General features: G+C 69.7%; 21 protein-coding genes. 1 reads left to right on the top strand and 20 read right to left on the bottom strand.

Going from position 1 to position 14,938, the window contains the following annotated elements; translation table 11 throughout:
- Nucleotides 1-24: 24 nt before the first annotated feature.
- The 12 genes from ACWGIG_RS27160 to ACWGIG_RS27105 all read right to left on the bottom strand — a co-directional run bounded on the left by ACWGIG_RS27160 (nucleotide 25) and on the right by ACWGIG_RS27105 (nucleotide 10,678).
- Nucleotides 25-372 (bottom strand): hypothetical protein, encoded by a 348-nt coding sequence (locus ACWGIG_RS27160; protein ID WP_453324302.1) that lies wholly within the window; start codon nucleotides 370-372, stop codon nucleotides 25-27.
- Nucleotides 369-632 (bottom strand): hypothetical protein, encoded by a 264-nt coding sequence (locus ACWGIG_RS27155; protein WP_453324301.1) that lies wholly within the window; start codon nucleotides 630-632, stop codon nucleotides 369-371. The genes ACWGIG_RS27160 and ACWGIG_RS27155 overlap by 4 nt, the downstream gene beginning before the upstream one ends.
- 34 nt (nucleotides 633-666) lie before the next feature.
- A complete protein-coding gene (locus tag ACWGIG_RS27150; protein ID WP_453324300.1) occupies nucleotides 667-1,590 on the bottom strand; it encodes a peptidoglycan recognition protein family protein in 924 nt (307 codons plus the stop codon).
- 70 nt (nucleotides 1,591-1,660) lie between these two features.
- Nucleotides 1,661-2,665: a collagen-like triple helix repeat-containing protein gene (locus ACWGIG_RS27145; protein ID WP_453324299.1), complete on the bottom strand. Its 1,005-nt coding sequence runs from the start codon at nucleotides 2,663-2,665 to the stop codon at nucleotides 1,661-1,663.
- Nucleotides 2,666-2,701: 36 nt separating this feature from the next.
- A complete protein-coding gene (locus ACWGIG_RS27140; protein WP_453324298.1) occupies nucleotides 2,702-3,571 on the bottom strand; it encodes a hypothetical protein in 870 nt (289 codons plus the stop codon).
- Nucleotides 3,572-4,675 carry a hypothetical protein gene (locus ACWGIG_RS27135; protein ID WP_453324297.1) on the bottom strand — a complete coding sequence of 368 codons (1,104 nt, stop codon included), beginning with the start codon at nucleotides 4,673-4,675 and terminating at the stop codon, nucleotides 3,572-3,574.
- A 13-nt stretch (nucleotides 4,676-4,688) separates the two neighbouring features.
- Entirely contained in the window at nucleotides 4,689-5,672 is a 984-nt protein-coding gene (locus tag ACWGIG_RS27130; RefSeq protein ID WP_453324296.1) for a hypothetical protein, read from the bottom strand.
- Nucleotides 5,673-5,684: 12 nt separating this feature from the next.
- Nucleotides 5,685-6,587, bottom strand: a complete 903-nt coding sequence (locus ACWGIG_RS27125) for a phage distal tail protein (RefSeq protein WP_453324295.1) — start codon at nucleotides 6,585-6,587, stop codon at nucleotides 5,685-5,687.
- 2 nt (nucleotides 6,588-6,589) lie between these two features.
- Entirely contained in the window at nucleotides 6,590-9,001 is a 2,412-nt protein-coding gene (locus ACWGIG_RS27120) for a phage tail tape measure protein (protein ID WP_453324294.1), read from the bottom strand.
- Between the two features lie 224 nt (nucleotides 9,002-9,225).
- Entirely contained in the window at nucleotides 9,226-9,711 is a 486-nt protein-coding gene (locus ACWGIG_RS27115; RefSeq protein WP_453324293.1) for a DUF7426 family protein, read from the bottom strand.
- On the bottom strand, nucleotides 9,711-10,238 hold the full coding sequence (locus ACWGIG_RS27110; protein ID WP_453324292.1) for a phage tail tube protein: 528 nt from the start codon (nucleotides 10,236-10,238) through the stop codon (nucleotides 9,711-9,713). Before ACWGIG_RS27110 ends, ACWGIG_RS27115 begins: the two co-directional genes overlap by 1 nt.
- Before the next feature lie 8 nt (nucleotides 10,239-10,246).
- Nucleotides 10,247-10,678, bottom strand: coding sequence for a minor capsid protein (locus tag ACWGIG_RS27105; protein WP_453324291.1), 432 nt, complete (start codon nucleotides 10,676-10,678; stop codon nucleotides 10,247-10,249).
- Between the two features lie 38 nt (nucleotides 10,679-10,716).
- Here ACWGIG_RS27105 and ACWGIG_RS27100 point away from each other — a divergent pair, with 38 nt between their 5' ends.
- Entirely contained in the window at nucleotides 10,717-11,286 is a 570-nt protein-coding gene (locus ACWGIG_RS27100) for an HNH endonuclease (RefSeq protein WP_453324290.1), read from the top strand.
- Here the strand turns inward: ACWGIG_RS27100 and ACWGIG_RS27095 are convergent.
- The 8 genes from ACWGIG_RS27095 to ACWGIG_RS27060 are packed head-to-tail and all read right to left on the bottom strand — an operon-like array spanning nucleotide 11,283 to nucleotide 14,811.
- Entirely contained in the window at nucleotides 11,283-11,630 is a 348-nt protein-coding gene (locus ACWGIG_RS27095) for a hypothetical protein (RefSeq protein WP_453324289.1), read from the bottom strand. The two genes, ACWGIG_RS27100 and ACWGIG_RS27095, sit on opposite strands and share 4 nt — an antisense overlap.
- Nucleotides 11,627-11,944, bottom strand: a complete 318-nt coding sequence (locus ACWGIG_RS27090; RefSeq protein ID WP_453324288.1) for a hypothetical protein — start codon at nucleotides 11,942-11,944, stop codon at nucleotides 11,627-11,629. Before ACWGIG_RS27090 ends, ACWGIG_RS27095 begins: the two co-directional genes overlap by 4 nt.
- The gene (locus tag ACWGIG_RS27085; protein ID WP_453324287.1) at nucleotides 11,938-12,336 is read right to left on the bottom strand and encodes a hypothetical protein; all 399 of its coding nucleotides are present in this window, start codon (nucleotides 12,334-12,336) and stop codon (nucleotides 11,938-11,940) included. Before ACWGIG_RS27085 ends, ACWGIG_RS27090 begins: the two co-directional genes overlap by 7 nt.
- Before the next feature lie 2 nt (nucleotides 12,337-12,338).
- Complete coding sequence (locus ACWGIG_RS27080; RefSeq protein ID WP_453324286.1) at nucleotides 12,339-12,581, bottom strand: hypothetical protein; 243 nt, start codon at nucleotides 12,579-12,581, stop codon at nucleotides 12,339-12,341.
- Nucleotides 12,581-13,591 carry a major capsid protein gene (locus ACWGIG_RS27075; RefSeq protein WP_453324285.1) on the bottom strand — a complete coding sequence of 337 codons (1,011 nt, stop codon included), beginning with the start codon at nucleotides 13,589-13,591 and terminating at the stop codon, nucleotides 12,581-12,583. The genes ACWGIG_RS27080 and ACWGIG_RS27075 overlap by 1 nt, the downstream gene beginning before the upstream one ends.
- Nucleotides 13,592-13,610: 19 nt before the next feature.
- The gene (locus tag ACWGIG_RS27070; protein WP_453324284.1) at nucleotides 13,611-14,339 is read right to left on the bottom strand and encodes a hypothetical protein; all 729 of its coding nucleotides are present in this window, start codon (nucleotides 14,337-14,339) and stop codon (nucleotides 13,611-13,613) included.
- A 45-nt stretch (nucleotides 14,340-14,384) separates the two neighbouring features.
- Nucleotides 14,385-14,567 carry an Rmf/CrpP fold protein gene (locus ACWGIG_RS27065; RefSeq protein ID WP_453324283.1) on the bottom strand — a complete coding sequence of 61 codons (183 nt, stop codon included), beginning with the start codon at nucleotides 14,565-14,567 and terminating at the stop codon, nucleotides 14,385-14,387.
- A gap of 37 nt (nucleotides 14,568-14,604) precedes the next feature.
- Nucleotides 14,605-14,811 (bottom strand): hypothetical protein, encoded by a 207-nt coding sequence (locus ACWGIG_RS27060; RefSeq protein WP_453324282.1) that lies wholly within the window; start codon nucleotides 14,809-14,811, stop codon nucleotides 14,605-14,607.
- Between the last annotated feature and the right edge of the window lie 127 nt (nucleotides 14,812-14,938).

Here is a 14,938-nt window from a genome sequence, read left to right as displayed (position 1 = left end):
GGCCGGTACCGGGGGCGTGCTGCGTCATGCGTTGGGGTTGTCGTCGGCGAGTTGGGCGGTGCGGTGGTCGACTCGGTCGACGGCGTCGCGCAGGCTGCTGCCGCTGTTGGGGTGCAGTTCGTGCTCGACGGCGTCGAGCTGCTGCTCGATGGCACCGAGGCGGCTCATGACGCCGAGGCGGGCGGGAACGCCGGGCCGTGCCTCGGTGCCCTGCCAGTCGTCGACGAAGTCCTCGACGCGCCGCGCGAGTTGGCGAAGGGGCCGGACCGCGCGCCAGACAACGGCGAGTGCACCGGCCGTCGCGACGATCGCCCCGCACCAGAGCACGACGACGTCGACCTCGGCAACGCCGGTCGGAGCGGCAGTGGTCACTCGGCGGTGTCCTTCCGGCGAAGGGCGAGCAGCAGTTCGTCGTCGGCGGTCGGCTCGGCTCGCAGCCATGCAGGCAGCAGGCTCTCGACGACCGGCAGCCGCATCACGCGGGTGATGCCGCCCGCGACGGCGAGCGCGACGCCGACACCTGCGGCGGTCTGCGGGATGCCCGAGGCTTCGAGGATGAGCGGCAGGCCGGCCGCGAGGGCGAGGGCGGTCTGCACGAGGGTTCGTACGGTGCGGCGGGACGCGTCAGTCATGGGGAACTCTCCATCTGTAAGGGGTGGTGGGGAACTACTTGCCGTAGGCGAGGCGGTGCAGAGCCGCCCATCCGCGTGTGCCGATCGCCGGGTCGTACGCCTTGCCGATCGCCCGGTAAGCGGGGTGGACGTTGTGGAAGCGGCCGACCGCTGCCTGCGTGGCGGGACCGTAGGTGTCCGCCTCGGCGATGGTCTTGGGCATGAACCCGGCGGCCTTGAGAGCGCGCTGCAAGGTCCGTGCCGACGGGGTGGCCTTGCCCGGGGCGAGGCCGATCGGGAACGGCGGCGGTGCGTACGGCGGCGTCGGCCTGGTCGGCGGCGGCGAGGGCTTGCTCGGCTTGGCGGTGAGCAGCTCGGCAACCCGGGTACGGATCCGGTCCATGGTGAGCGCGGGGCCGCCGGTCCTGCCGATCGGCCCGCGCGGGTCAACCTTGCCGGGCTGCCACTCCGAGTGGCCGATGACCGAGCGGGCGCCCCACCCGTGCGCACGGCACAGTGCGGCGGCTGCGCGGGCAGTCGCCTCGACCTGCTGCTCGGGCCACGGGTCGCGGTTGTCGCCGAGGTTGATGCACTCGAACCCATAGAACCTCGAATTCCCGTCAGTGTTGGCCTCGTTGTCGGCCGGCAGCGGCTGCTCGGCGAGGACGGCGCGCAGCACGTCGTCGTCGCCGAGGCCCGCGTGATTCGCGCGGCCGTAACCGACGAGGTGGATACGGCCGGCCTTGTCGATGACGCCGTGACAGAGCGGACCGGGCAGGGTGCTGTGTCCGTCGCGGCACAGCCGTACCGAGTTGCCAGTGCCCTCGGTCACGGTGTGGTGGATCATCACGCCGTGCATCGGGCCCCATGCGCCGTGGCCCTGCCGGTTGTGTGTTCTCCAGGTGCCGACCTCGACGACGTCGAGCTGCTCGCCGCGCAGTGCGGCGAGGAAGCGGTCTGCGGTGAGAGGGGTTGCCATGTGTGGACCTTCCTTCGGGTACGGAAGCCCCGTCCGGGATGCCGGACGGGGCGAAGAGTTCGGGGTGGGATCAGGCGAGGGTGACGCGGGCGCCTGCGGCCGTGACTGCCTTGAGCTGCCCGCCCTCGGCGTACAGGACAACGGCGCCTGCCACGGCTGCCGGAACGGCGGTGACGTTGCGCAGAGCGAGGGCGCCGGAAACGGTGACCTTCGCGCCCGCCGCAAGCACGTTGCTGCCGATCGCGAGGTTCCCCGTGGACCGGTCCCCGTAGAGGACGGTCGATTTCCACGTGCCGAGGTTCGACCACGCCGCGAGCTCGAAGTTCGACCCGGTGTCGCCCGGCCCTTCCACGGCGGCGTCGACTTGGTAGACCCAGCGATTCAGGCCGTTGGTCTGGAAGGAGAGTCCGCGGTAATCGACGACCGGGGTCGAGAGGAACAGATTCCCGCCCACCTTCCCGTCCGCAGGCAGGGCACCGACGTCCGCAGCGGCCAGGACGACCGCAGCCACGCTCTTGCCGTTCACGGACTGCACCACCCCGGGGCTGCCAGGAGCGCCGGGAGCGCCGTCCTTTCCGGGCGTGCCCGGCGCCCCCTGCGTTCCGGTTGCACCGGTCGCGCCGCGCGGTCCGACGAGGGACGCGAGCCAGGCAACCGAGGTGCCGACGTATCCGCCGGCGACGGCGACCTCGTACGCGGACTGTCCGCGCTCGCCGCGCGGCCCCGGGGGTCCGATGACGCCGACGTAGTTCGGTTTCGTGGGATCGGTCGGCGCGGCATCGGCGAGGTCGACGACCGGCCGCGCCTTGGGCAGCAGCAGTTGGTACGTGCGGCCGGTGGGGATACCGACGAGCTGCTCGGCGACGGTGTACGACCATCCGCTCGGGTCCATGCCGCCGGAGTCGGTGGCGGGGAGGGTCGCCGATATCTGGCCCTGCGCGTCGAGCTGGGCGACGACCGGGCCGCCGAGGATGACGTCAGCGGCGGGAAATGTGATCTGGGCGGGTGCGCGGAACGTGACGGACCCGGAGAGGGGGTGGCCGTCCGGGGTGAGGAAGCGCCCGGAGACGGTCACGGTGGGGATGGATTCGGGGAGCAGGGCGACGCCTCCTTAGTCGTCGATGGTGCGCAGCCCCGGCTCGGCCTCGGCGGCGGAGGGAGCGAGGCGCGCAGCCAGCCGCGGCTCGGCCTCGGCGAGGGCGGCGGGAGCGGCTGCGGTGGGAGGATCGGGGGTTTCATTGGCTGCAACGGTGTTGCGCTGGTAGCCGCCCCACACCTGCATGGTGGTGGACCCTGTCCCCTTGCTGACGTGGTGCCGCAGTCGCCACATCGCGTAGGTGAAATACCGGATGCCGTGCATGGGGCGGGACACGTCGTGGCCTTCCCAGCGCCCGGCCGCTGCTGCGGTGATGTTCCACGTGGCCCAGGATTCCCACCCGGTTCCGGGCAGCCGACATTCGAGGTCAACGGTCACTGTCGAATTCGCCGGGCACCAAATTTCGGTGGAGACGTAGAAGACCGCGCACTGCACCAGACCTACGGCCACCCATGCCGTGACGGGGGCGGTCGAGTTGCTGGTGGTGGTCTCGGTGGGCTGCCAAGGGATGGGGATGGACGGACGGCCGAGGTACTCGTCGGCGTAGTAGTCATCCATGGCGATGGCCTGGCCGCTGCGGCTGAACATGCGCACCATCTGCTTTGTCTCGTCACCCGTGTAGGTGTTGGCGCCGACACCGAGCGCGGTCGAGCCGTTGTCCCTTCGCAGCCGCAGGAACCAGTCGCCGGCCGCAGCCTGGCCGGTCTCAAGGATGTTGGTTCCGTCCGGATCTTGAACCAGCAATCTGCCTCCCTCGCCGACGGTCACATCGCCGTGCAGGACCTGGTCGAGGGCGGGGCGCATCTGTGCACGCCCGGTGAGCTGTCGCACCTGCTGCTCAACGGCCCGGAGGCGGTCGAGCAGGTCGAGCGGGATCGCTGCCATTCAGGCGGCCTCCAAGAAGAGTCGGGCGGTTTCGGGGCGGCCCCGGAGCGGCGGTGAAATGGCGATGCCGACCACGCGGTAGCGCTCGTCGAGGCCCTCGGCGAACCAGTCGTCGCGGATGCGCAGGCGGATCGTCGCGCCGAGCAGGGCGGGGGAAAGGGCGATGCGGCCGAGGGCGACGGTCACCTCGGGAATCGTCTGCGGGCGGCGTGCGGCGGCGAGGTCGGCTCGGGCGTGCGCGTCGAGGGTGCGCTGCTCGGTCACGGTGGAGTGGTCCGAGGTTCCGTCGAGGCGCGGCCACCCGGCGGCGATGCCGGGCCGGTCGACGAGCAGCTCGGACAGCAACGGCAGGCTTTCGGCAGCTTGGTTGCGGTTGTCGGTGGCGCCGCGCGTCTGCCACGCCGTGGCCTGCACGGTGGCATCGACCGGCCACCCGTAGGAAAGGACCGGCCCCGGGCGGTCGAGCACGACCTCGCTCGTACCGGCCTTGATGACGGGCGAGCCGAGTTGCAGCCGCTTGATGCGCCGGCCGCTGCCCGGGTCGCGGAAGCTCATGATCCGCCACTCGAACCCGCCCTCTACAGCGCCGAGTTGGTCGATGAGTTCCCGGATCCGCGGCTGGTCGTAACGGCGGTACGTGCGGTCGCGCAGGACCCCGGAAGGCTCGGCGTCGTACTCGATGCTGATGTCGCCGCCCTCGGTGTCCTGCGCGTACGCGATCAAGCCGCGCACGATGTCGTACTGGTCTGTCTGCTTGGCCTCTTGGGTGTGGAAGACGCTGCGGTGGTCGAGGTAGCTCGCCCACCCGGCGGCCTGCACCTGTAGGCCGAGGCGGCCTCGCTCGTCTCCGGTGAGGTTCGCGGTCCACAGGATGCCGCCCCACCAGATTTCGCGGCCACGCTCGATCCACAGGGCAGTTCGCCCCGGTTCGACAGCGGCGCGGGCACGGGCAGCGATGCTGCGGTTCGGCAGGGGAACGGTCGCGGTTGCGGAACCGATCTTCCCTATGTAGTCGTCGAGGGAAAGCTCGGTGAGCGGCAGCACGTCGAGGACTTGGTCGCTGCGCAGATCGCAGAGGACTGCGCGGTACGTCGAGGCGGACAACGGCACCCCCCCGTCAGGCGTCGAGCGGGTAGAGCACGCCGTGCAGCGAGGCCCATGTCGTCAGTCCGGGACTCACGATCAGTTTCAGCAGTCCGCCGGTCTGAAAGTCCGCCTTGATGTCGACGCCACCGGCAGCGATCGGCACGGAGACGAGGGAAGCGGGCCGACAAGCTGCGGGAACGGGGCCGGCGAGCGGGTACGTGGAGTTCGGCGGGTTGCCGGACGCCGCCCAGGAGACGCCGCCGCGCCACTGCACGTGAGGTACCCCTGCGATCATCAGCCGCCGGTACCGCACGGTTCCCTGCGCGTTGCCGGCGTTGGTGTAGCCCGAGGCGAGGGTGACCGAGGTCCAGCCGACCGACACGTCGAGCGGCTGCCACGCGGCTCCGTCCCACCGGTCGAGTCCGGCCCCGTTGTCGCGGTATTGCCCGGGGTAGCTTCCGGCGTACGAGGCGCCCCAGCCCCGGGGGATGATCCCGCCGTACGAGGCTGTGTAGTGGCGGCGGTCAGCGAGCGCGGACCCCCAGGTGATGCCGCCGGTACCGGCGGAGACTCCCGCCGGAACGGTGATGTCCCACAGCCGCAGCGAGGCGGGCGGAAGGTTCGGCGGTGCCGGAGTGGCGAGCGGCTCCCCCTGCACGATTTCGACGCGGGCGAGGGTTTGCTCGTTCGTGTCGTACAGGCCGTCGAGGACGCGCAGTACGACCGAGTCGATACGGGCGTACTGCGCGTTCCCGTCGGAGAGCGTGAGCGTCTCGGGCGATGTCACGGCGACCGGGTAGGCGCCTTGGGCGGCGGTTCCCTGCACCAGGGCGCGGCCGGTGGCGACCTGTACCTGCATCGCGGCGACGCCGTTCGCGTTCAGGGGGTTCCCGCCGGCGATCACCCCGGATCGGCTGGTCATCGCCGAGTCGGGCACCATGACCCCGGTCGGGGCGAGGCGGGTGTCTTCCCGTGTCTGGCCGGTGGGCAGCAGCCATGCGGCGCGCACAGTCACGCGGCGCCTCCTTTACCAGTAGGCCGAGCGCCACCGCAGGGAGCAGGCGGCGCGCGGATCGGCCGACCCCGGGGCCGCGCGGAACGCGAGCGAGGCCGTACCGGGGGCGAGGTGGAAAAGCTGCTCGGGCACCGAGCGGGCGGTCGCGGTGTAGAGGCGCGACGCGGAACCGTTGAGCGTCACGGTTCCCGCGGCGGTGTCGACGAGCAGCACGTCGTCGGGGGCGAGCTCGATGTCGTACTCGATCGCCTCACCCGTGGCGAGGTTCATCACGGAGGGCAGCGCGACCGGTCCCCGGAACGTGATCAGGGGGTGCGCGAGGGCGTCACCACCGTTGACGGCGACGACCGTTCCCGTGCTTCCTGGGGCCCCGAACTCCAGCGGATAGGTGAGCCGTTCGGGGCCAGGGTCGAGGTGCCAGTCGAGACCCGGCTCGGCCACCGGCAGGCGGGCCTCGGCCTGCTGCTCGATCAGGCTGTACCTGCGGGGGTCGGTCGCCTCGAACTGCAAGGCGCCGTCCGTGACGACGCCCACGGCGTAACCGCCGGCGGCGACCGGTATCGCGCTGCGCAGACAGCGCGCCCAGGAGAGCAGCGGCGGCTCGTCGTCCAGCTTGATGACGAGAGGCTGCTCGTCATCGCGCAGCGCCGTTCCGGCCTTCAACTCCCTTACGGCTGCGCTCATCCGTCCCGGCTCGGTGCGCAGCACGACGCCGTCGAGAGTGACCGTTCGGACCTGCGCGAGCAGGTGCCCGGGGTAGGCGCCGTGTCCGTCCGCACGGTTGACGTTCCCGGAGTCGGTCCCGGCGGTGTCCTCCCACCCGGCAAGCCTTGACCAGCGGAAGGGGGTAGAGGGGCCGAGCAGCAGGCCGCCGAACTGGACATGCCCGGGGCTGGTGACGAGGTCGCCGGCCATCGTCACCCCCTGCCCTTGGCGTGCCAGGCGAGCGCGGCAGCGGTCTGGTCCGCGCTCGCGCTGCCCGCGTGCCAGTTCTCGATGTGCACCGACCCGCCCCAACCCCCGCCGGACGCAGCCGAGTTGCCGGGTGTTCCGGCGGCGGCGAACTGCGGTGCGGCCGGGGTGGGTATGAGTCGGCGCATCGTCCGGTCGAGCGCGGGGGACCCTGCCTTGATGCCCTCGACGATTCCCGCCGGAATGAACTTGCCGATCTTGTCGCGCATAAGGCGCGAGGGGCTTTTGATGCCGAGCGCCGAGGCGATCGGCCCCGGAATCATGTTCTTTGCGAAGCTGACGAGCTGCCGACCGAGCCAAGCGCCCATGGACTTAATGCCGTTCCACAAGCCGCGCACGACGTCGAGGCCCTTGTCGTACAAGAGCCGTCCCAGATTTCCTATCGCGCGTCCGATGGTCGCGGGCAGTCCGCGCACCCACGCGATCAGCTCAAGTCCCTTACGGGCCACGCCAGTTTTGATGGAATCCCAGTGCTTGATGATCAAGCCGACGAGGGTCCAGTTCAGAAAAAAACGGACGATCGCCCCGGGGACGCCCTTCACCCAGTTCACGACTGCATCCCAAGCGCGCTGCGTTCCGGCCTTGATGGAATCCCAGTGCTTGATAATGATGCCGACGAGGGTGAAATTCAGGAACAAGTCGAGCAGGAATTTTCCCACTCCCTTGATCTTGCTCCACACCCAATCCCAAGCGGTGCGCGTCGCCGAGACGATCGCATCCCAGTTCGAGACAATGAGCGCGACCAGGGCGATGACGGCGGCGATGATCCAGCCGACCGGGCCCATCGCGAGGACCCAGGCAGCGGCCATCCGCGCGCCCTGGATCATGGACTGCACGCCCATGAGGACCCATGCCGCAACGACGCGCGCCGCAGCGGCTCCCGCGCCGACTCCCTGCGCGATCCACCCGGCGAGGATGATCGCGTTGGTGGCGAGGAATCGCGCGCCGGCTGCCGTTCCGGCTGTTCCCTGCGCGATCCAGCTCGCGACCACCGCGACGGCGGTCGTCCCTGCCTGCACGGCGAGGACGATCAACGTCGGAAGGAGAATCGCGCCGATGACCCCCGCGACGATCGAGAAAACGGTCGAGTGCTGGGAGATGAACGCGCCCGCGGTAGCGAACGCCGAGCCGAGACTGCCGACCCACTCGGCACCCTTCATCAGGGCCGGAATGACGTACGTACCAAGCAGCTCGACGACACCCTGAATCGCCGCCCGTTTGAAGATCTCGAATTTCGTCGCGGCGTTGTCGCGCATCGCGTTTCCCGCGCCGTCGACCGCACCCTTAACGCTCCCGAGGGCGCTTACCGCCGAGCTCGGGTCCATCTTGAACAAGGCGGCCTGCAAGTCCTCGGCCTTAGTTCCGAAGAGCCCAACGGCAACCGCATTCCGCTTTGCCGGGTCCTCGATATTGCGCAGCCGGTCGAGGACGGTATCGAGTGCGGTCGCTGCTTTCGGTCCGCCGTCCGTGAAGACTTTCGCCATCTGACCGGCGTTGAGCCCGATGGCCTTGAACGCCTCGACGGCCCCCTCGGACATGTCCTTGCTGCGGATGGCGAATTCCTTCAAGCCGTCCGCGACGGTGTCCGCATCGCGCGCGCCGCCCTGCAACCCCTGTTGCATGAGGCCCATTGCGGTCTGCGCGTCGAGCCCCAAATCCCGGAACTGCGTCGGGTATTCAGAGAAGGTGTCGAGGAGATCCTCGGCGGAATTCGCGCCCCGCTGAGTGCCCTTGACGAGGACGTTCATCGCCTCGTCGGCCGACTTGGCTATGCCCGACTTGAGCATGACGCCCACGGCGCGGCTGACCTTGCCGACGTCCTCGCCCATGAGGCCGGCGGTATCGGCGACGCGCCGACTCATGGTCTGGATCTGCGCGTTGGTCGCCTCCGGGGGCAGCAGCCCGTTTTGAGCGATGCCCTTGATGACGTCGGCACCGGTCTGCACCGAGTCGACGATCGCCCCCGCGTACAGGTCGCCAGCGACTCGGCCGTACTTCGCTGCGACCGGTCCGGTCGTGCCGAGCTGCGCCTGCAACTGGCCGGGGATCTTGCCCTGGTCGAGGGCCTGCCCGACACCCGCCAGGAGCGCGGCGCCGATGCCCGCGCCGATCGCCATTGCGGCGAAACCTTTCAGCGCGGTGCCCATGCCGCGCGAGGCGCGCTCGCCGCCCTCGGCCGCGCCGTCCGCGACGCCGTCGCCGAGGCTGTCGCCAGCCTGCTGCCCTGCCCGGTCGGCGGTGGCGGCGATCTGGTCGCCGCCCGCCTGCACGGTGGCGCGGGCGCGGTTCATGCCCGCGCCCGTGCGCGAGTCGTCGATGACGACTGTCGCGGCGAGCTCGCCGACCATGAGGGCCATGGCTCATCACCTCCGGGCGGTCTGACCTCCCGGGGGAGGGGAGTCGGGCGGAGGGGTGAGCACGCGGGTGAGGCGGGACTCGGCCGAGAGCAGGGCGAGGACGCGCACGCGCAGCCATCGCCAGGAGCGTTGTTGCAGCAGACCGGGAGTGCCTACGTCGATGCCGTAGACCTCGTGCAGATCAGCCTCGACGAGCTCCCACTCGTCGAGAATCCGGGCCCAAGTCAGGTCTTTCGCTTGCCCTTTGACTTGGCTCGGGTGGTGCCCTTGCGGGTACTCGTACCACTCGAAGAGCCCCGACTCGGGGTCGAGCTCGCCGCATCCGATCGGCTGCGTCGAGCTGCTCGGTTCGGGGCCAGTCGAGAAGGGTCGCCGCCCGCGTTCCAGAATCGTTCGGCGGCGGTCTTGTCCTGCGCGATCCACACCATCGCCGTGAGCGCGCAGTGCTTCAGATAGGGCCACGGGACGCCGTCGGCGACCATACGGTCGTGCGCGTCGCCGAGGACATCGCGGTAGAGGTCGCGCTCGGCGGCGTCGCCGAGCACCTGCTCGTCGACCGCCCCGCCGTCGGCGGCGACGGCGGCGGCGTTGATCAGCGCCTGCGTCCGCAGACCTACCTCGGCGGACGGGGCGGTGACCACGTACAGAGTGTCGCCGCGCGGAAGGGACAGAGACTCGCCGAGGAGCTCGCCGAGGGCCTTGAACGCCACTACGCCTCGCCCTCCTTCGACATCTTGGAGAACGTCCCGCCTGCGGCTGCGGGGTTGGCTATCTCGGTCAGCGGGCCGGACCCGGTAAGCGTGACCTTGATGGTGTCGACCTCGTCGGGGCCGCCCCCGTCCGGCTCCCACGTCACCAGTGCGAGGCCCTGCTGCGCGTCGTCGGCGCCGTTGCGGTCGTAGTAGCGGACCGAGACGTAGCTCTTCGCTCCGAACGTACGGGCGGCCTTGCGCAGGGTCTCTTGCGCGGCGTTGAACTTGCCGGTGATCGGGTGCGCGCGGTGGGCGATCGTCGCCTCGACGGACCACGCGAGCATGGTCACGGCCTGCTCGACCCACCCCTCGGCGTCGTACGTCGTGACTTCCTGCTGCGTCGGTTCGATCTTCGGGGCGAACTCAGTGACTCCGGGTATGAGCGACCAAATCGGGGTGCCCGGCGTAGTGCCCATGTCGATCTCAAGGCGGTAGCGGCGGGCAAGCGCGGTGATCGTCTCGGCCGGCGGCGTCGGGGTGCTCAAGGCGCCTCCTATTCGAGGTTCGGGTGCGCCCGGTGGGCGCGGGCGTAGTAGTTGCTGGTCCGCTCCCAGCGGCCCGAGGCGTCCGCGCCGATCGAGGCGGCCGAGACGCGAAAGACGAGCTGCACCGGCACGGCCCCGAAGAGGTGGGGGCCGGACGCGTGCAAGACGGCGTGCACCTGGTCGTCGAGGGCGTCGACCTCGCGCGGGTCCGCACCCGCACGGGTCCGGGCCTGCACGCCGGTCGTGGTGTCGGTCAGCACCGACGAGTCGGCGACCGGATAGGCGGACAGGCAGACGCAACGGTCGGGGGAGGGAGGAAGGGCGGCGATGGTGATCGCGGTCTCGCCCGGGGCGTACAGGCCGTCGGGGCGGTAGATGCCGACGCCGGCGGAGTGCAGCAGGCGGGCGAAACCATCGAGCAGGTCGACGGTGTAACTCATAGAGTGCGAAGTCCTTCGGGGTGCCTATGCTCGGCACCATGGTTCAAGGCAGACCTGAAATTCCAACCGCACTTAAACGGGCGGTACTTGTGGAAGCCGGGCATCGCTGCGCGCTCCCCACCTGTAGGCAGACGCCAGTGGAGCTCGCGCACATCACCCCGTGGGCGAAGGTCCGGGATCACACCTTCGACAACCTCATCGCGCTTTGTCCTACGTGCCACACGCGCTTTGACAGGGGTGACATCGACCGCAAAGCAATGCTCCAGTACAAAGCGAACCTTGAAGTCCTCAACCATCGATACACCGATACTGAGCGCCAGCTCTTGAAGGCATTCATACGTCGTCAGCAGATGGTTGACGCCCGTCAACGGGAGAGTCAACTACCGGCCCTTCATGCTGATCAACATCCTCAATCGGGCACGATCCGCATCTACTCGGAGATGGCATGGACCGTCTCTAACCTGCTCGATGACGGGATGATTGAGTTCCAAGACACCCCGCATACGTGGCAGTCACTCCAGGAAGGGATCTTGAACTCGAAGATCGTAAGACTTACGGGCAAAGGGCAAGAGCTTGTCGCCCACTGGATGGATGCCGAGCCGATTTAGCGGAGTGCCCGCCGTACCTGCGCGGCGATGATCGCCTGCACGGTCGTGGCCGATTCGGGCAGCACGCTTTCGAGGTACTTCGCCGACCGCCCCGGGGCGTGCCGGGCGGTCATGTCCTCGTGGACCCTGCGCGCGTACGGGGTGTCGTACGAGACGGCGACGGTCATCTGCTGCTCGTCGACCGAGACGGCGCCGGACCGTTCGAGGGTGCCCTCGTTGATCGGGACGCGCTGCCTGCTCGCGCCGAGCACGTGCTCGCCGGCGAGCAGCAGACCCCGGGCAGCGGCCTGCCGGATCGCCGCCGTGGCGGCGTCACCGGTCCAGCGCAGCCGGGCACGGCTCATCCGCACATCACCTCCGTGCAAGCGGGCACCGGCAGCCCCGGGGCGGTGTGGCGGGAAACGGTGAGCGCGGTCGACGTGCGGCCGTCCGGCAGCGTGATGCGCGATCCGACGGGACAGTGCAGTTCCGCGGCGGCGATCACCTGCGCGGTGCTGGTCACTTCGCGGTCAGCGGTACGCACCATGCGCACGGACTCGCCCACCAGGGCGGGTACGTCGGCGACCGGATCGCCGTACCTCGGCCCGTACGCGCCGTCGCCGAGGTAGGGCTCGACGACCACGCGGTGACGCAGCAGGAAGAGCGGGAGGTTCACCACGCGACCACCCGCCCCGGGGTGAGTCCAGCGCGCCGCAGGGCACGGTCGGCGCGCGGTGCGAGCTCGACGCCGGACGCTGCGGAGGGGGTGCGGCTGCGCCCCGACAGGCTTACCGGGCCGATCGAGACCGAGTCCCAGACACCCCCGGCACCCGTGCCGTCGTCCCCCGTGGCGAGCCAGTGCTCGACCTGCGCGCACGTGGCATCCGCGAGCGCGGCCACGACGCGAGGCTCGATCGGGTCGCCGTCTTCGTCGACCCGGTAAATCGCGGTGAGCAGCGCCGAGTCGATGTCCTCGCCCGCTCGGGCGAGCAGCCGCTCGGCACCCGACGGAGCGGGGGTGCCGAGCCACATCGAGAGCTGCTCGGGGGTGGCGTAGGGCTGCCGGGCCACGCTCACCCCCTCTTGGTGCGGGCAGCAGAACGGCCCGCCGGCTTGGTGCCTGACGGGCCGTCCTGCTCGGTGTCCGGGGGCGTGCCCGGTGGATCGTCGTCGAGCTGCTCGACGGTGTAGCCGTGGCGCCGGAAGTACAGCAGCATCCCCTCGCCGAGCTCGGTCGCGGTTGCGCGGCCGTCGGCGAAGGTGACGTTGCCGATCTGCTCGTCGCCCTCGTGCGGGGCGGTGACCTTGTAGGGCATCACTGCACCTTGATGTTGCGCAGAACGGCAGCGGCCCGGGTCGCCTTGAGAGCGACCGCCACGGGGCCGAGCTCCACCTCCCCCACCTTCACGGCGCCCGCGGTGGCGAAGTCAGGCAGCCACTGGCGCACGAGCGTGCCGCCGAGCGTGGAAACACCGTGGAATCCGTCGAGGCCGAGCCGCACGGCGTACAGGTCGGACAGTCCCGAGAGCGCGGTGCCCGCACCTGCGCCGTCGACGTCGCGGGATTCGACGGGAATCACGGGGGTGTTGCTGCCGGACTTCTCTCCGAGATCCACCAGCACGATTCCGTTGTACGACTCGACGTTCTTCCCGAACTCGTTGCGCGACCGGTCGAAGTAGCCGGCCCGACGGGCAAGGGAGCGGATTCGGGCAAGAGTCTTCTTGTTGCCGATCAGGGCCGACGGGGTGTCGTCGAGCAGTGAGAGGAACTCGTCGAGGGTGTCGAGCGCATCGTGTGCCTTGCCTGCATCCGCACCGAAAGCCGCACCGGTCCAGTTCAGCGAGGCACCGGCGCCCATCTCGGTTGAGGAACCTACGAGGGCCTTGTCTAGGCCGTCGAAACCTTCCTCCTCGTCTGGGGTGGTGATGCGCTTGCCGTTGATGACCTGGTCAGAGAAGAACGCGCGGGCCGACTTGATCATCTGATCCATCTGCAACGAGACTTCATTCGTTGCCGCCGGCCCCTGGTTGGCATTGACTCGGTCGATCTGGAACTTCCCGCCAAGTGGGGCAAGACCGACGCTGAACCGCTGCCGCTTCGCCTGTGCTACCGGATATTCCGTGTTCAGGCGCCGGAACTGCGCGGGCCGTTCAGCGACAAGCCGCGTGTATCCGTAGCTCAGGGTTGTGCCGCCACCAGCGGGGTTCACGGCGTCGTGGAAGGTGAGGTTGTCGAGCAGCCAACTGGACTTGCGGAACTCGTCGATCACCTTGAGGTCGACATCATCCAAAGTGTTCAGCTTGGCGTCGGCGAGCGTAATCGCCATGGGTCAGGGCTCCTTACTGTCAGCCGTTAAGGCGGGCGGCGATGGCGTCGTGCAGGGTGGCCGGGCGACGTTCGCCGCCCGGTGCGCCGTGGAATTCGGCGCCGCCGCGGGGGGCTGGGGCCGGGCCGGCGCGGTAGAGGTCGGGGTCGCCCTCTACCGCGGTCTTGATGGCTGCGCCGAGCTGCTCGTCGAACTTTGGGTCGGACGGATCGAGTTCGGCGACGGACGAAAGAAAGCTGCGGCTGTTCAGCAGGCGGTCGCCGCGTGCTCCGGCGTCCGCAGCGGCGCGGGCGACGGCGAGCTCGACCCGTGCCGAACGGAGCGCGGTGGCGTTCTCGTCGAGCAGCCGGTCGCGCTCGGCGACGGCAGCGGCGAGCTTGGTCGGGTCCTGCTCGGCCTCGCCGCCGTTCGGGTTGAGGGCCTTGGTCACGGCATCAAGGGCGGCGCGCAGCTCGTCGCGCTCGGCGGCGGCCTGCTCGGCGCGCTGCGTGGCGTCGGCGAGCTGTTCCGCGGCGGCCGGGTCACCTTGCGGTGCGGGCGGCGTTGCCGAGCCGCCGTCCGGTGCGCCCTCCGGTGCGGGCGGGGCTGCGCCGTCACCCTCGCCGGACGCTCCCTTGACGGGCCAGATCGGGCGGCCGTCCCGGCGGAAGCCGAGGGCGGACTCGCCAGTACGCGGGTGGATGGGCAGGGGTGCGTCGAGGTAGTGCTCGGGCATGGCGGGGCGGCCCTCCAGGGCTCGTTCAGACATGGAAAAGGGGCCGCCGGGTCGGCGGCCCCTGAACAGAGGTGGGGATTACTTAAATGGGGTGGGTGGTCGTGCAGCGACGTACCCGCGCACCCACGCAGTACGCAGCAACGGTTCGACGCCGCGGTACGGGCAGACGGTCGCTGGGCGACCGGTTAGTGCGGCTGCGAACCCGGCCTGTCGAGCTCGCAGCGCGTCCTCACGGAAGCCCAAGCGACCACCACCTTGCATCGAGTGCCCCAGCGAAGGGTGTAGCCGGGGGCCTGACTTACCGGTCTCCGGCGGCGCCAGTCTTGCGGGCGACCAGAACCATGATGGCGCGAGCGTGGTTGGCCACGGCGCGCAGGTGCTCGCGGATGGTCTCGGCCTCCTGCTTGGCCTTGGTGCCGCAGGGCGCGAGCGGGTCGGACGCAACGGCGACGAGCGAGACGGTGCCCAGCGTGAGCGGGATGAACTGAGTGACGAACTCGAACACGGGTTTCCCCCAAGAGAGTTGTGACCGCTGATGAGCGCCGGGCGCCTCGGCACACACTCAGGATCACGGCGGGGAGAACAAGATCGCAAACACCCCAAAATGCCCCGCGGAGCCTTGAGCGTGGGGG

This window comes from Streptomyces sp. NPDC054863, from assembly GCF_053610825.1.
Note: the sequence above shows the minus strand (reverse complement) of the source record. Positions and strands in the feature narration are given on the sequence as shown.

Coding starts and splice junctions, on each gene's coding strand:
- ACWGIG_RS27140 (WP_453324298.1), bottom strand. CDS start 3,571: ATGGCAGCGATCCCGCTCGACCTGCTCGACCGCCTCCGGGCCGTTGAG.
- ACWGIG_RS27105 (WP_453324291.1), bottom strand. CDS start 10,678: ATGAGTTACACCGTCGACCTGCTCGATGGTTTCGCCCGCCTGCTGCAC.
- ACWGIG_RS27065 (WP_453324283.1), bottom strand. CDS start 14,567: ATGCAAGGTGGTGGTCGCTTGGGCTTCCGTGAGGACGCGCTGCGAGCT.
- ACWGIG_RS27155 (WP_453324301.1), bottom strand. CDS start 632: ATGACTGACGCGTCCCGCCGCACCGTACGAACCCTCGTGCAGACCGCC.
- ACWGIG_RS27070 (WP_453324284.1), bottom strand. CDS start 14,339: ATGTCTGAACGAGCCCTGGAGGGCCGCCCCGCCATGCCCGAGCACTAC.
- ACWGIG_RS27150 (WP_453324300.1), bottom strand. CDS start 1,590: ATGGCAACCCCTCTCACCGCAGACCGCTTCCTCGCCGCACTGCGCGGC.
- ACWGIG_RS27125 (WP_453324295.1), bottom strand. CDS start 6,587: ATGGCCGGCGACCTCGTCACCAGCCCCGGGCATGTCCAGTTCGGCGGC.
- ACWGIG_RS27100 (WP_453324290.1), top strand. CDS start 10,717: ATGGTTCAAGGCAGACCTGAAATTCCAACCGCACTTAAACGGGCGGTA.
- ACWGIG_RS27095 (WP_453324289.1), bottom strand. CDS start 11,630: ATGAGCCGTGCCCGGCTGCGCTGGACCGGTGACGCCGCCACGGCGGCG.
- ACWGIG_RS27075 (WP_453324285.1), bottom strand. CDS start 13,591: ATGGCGATTACGCTCGCCGACGCCAAGCTGAACACTTTGGATGATGTC.
- ACWGIG_RS27120 (WP_453324294.1), bottom strand. CDS start 9,001: ATGGCCCTCATGGTCGGCGAGCTCGCCGCGACAGTCGTCATCGACGAC.
- ACWGIG_RS27080 (WP_453324286.1), bottom strand. CDS start 12,581: ATGCCCTACAAGGTCACCGCCCCGCACGAGGGCGACGAGCAGATCGGC.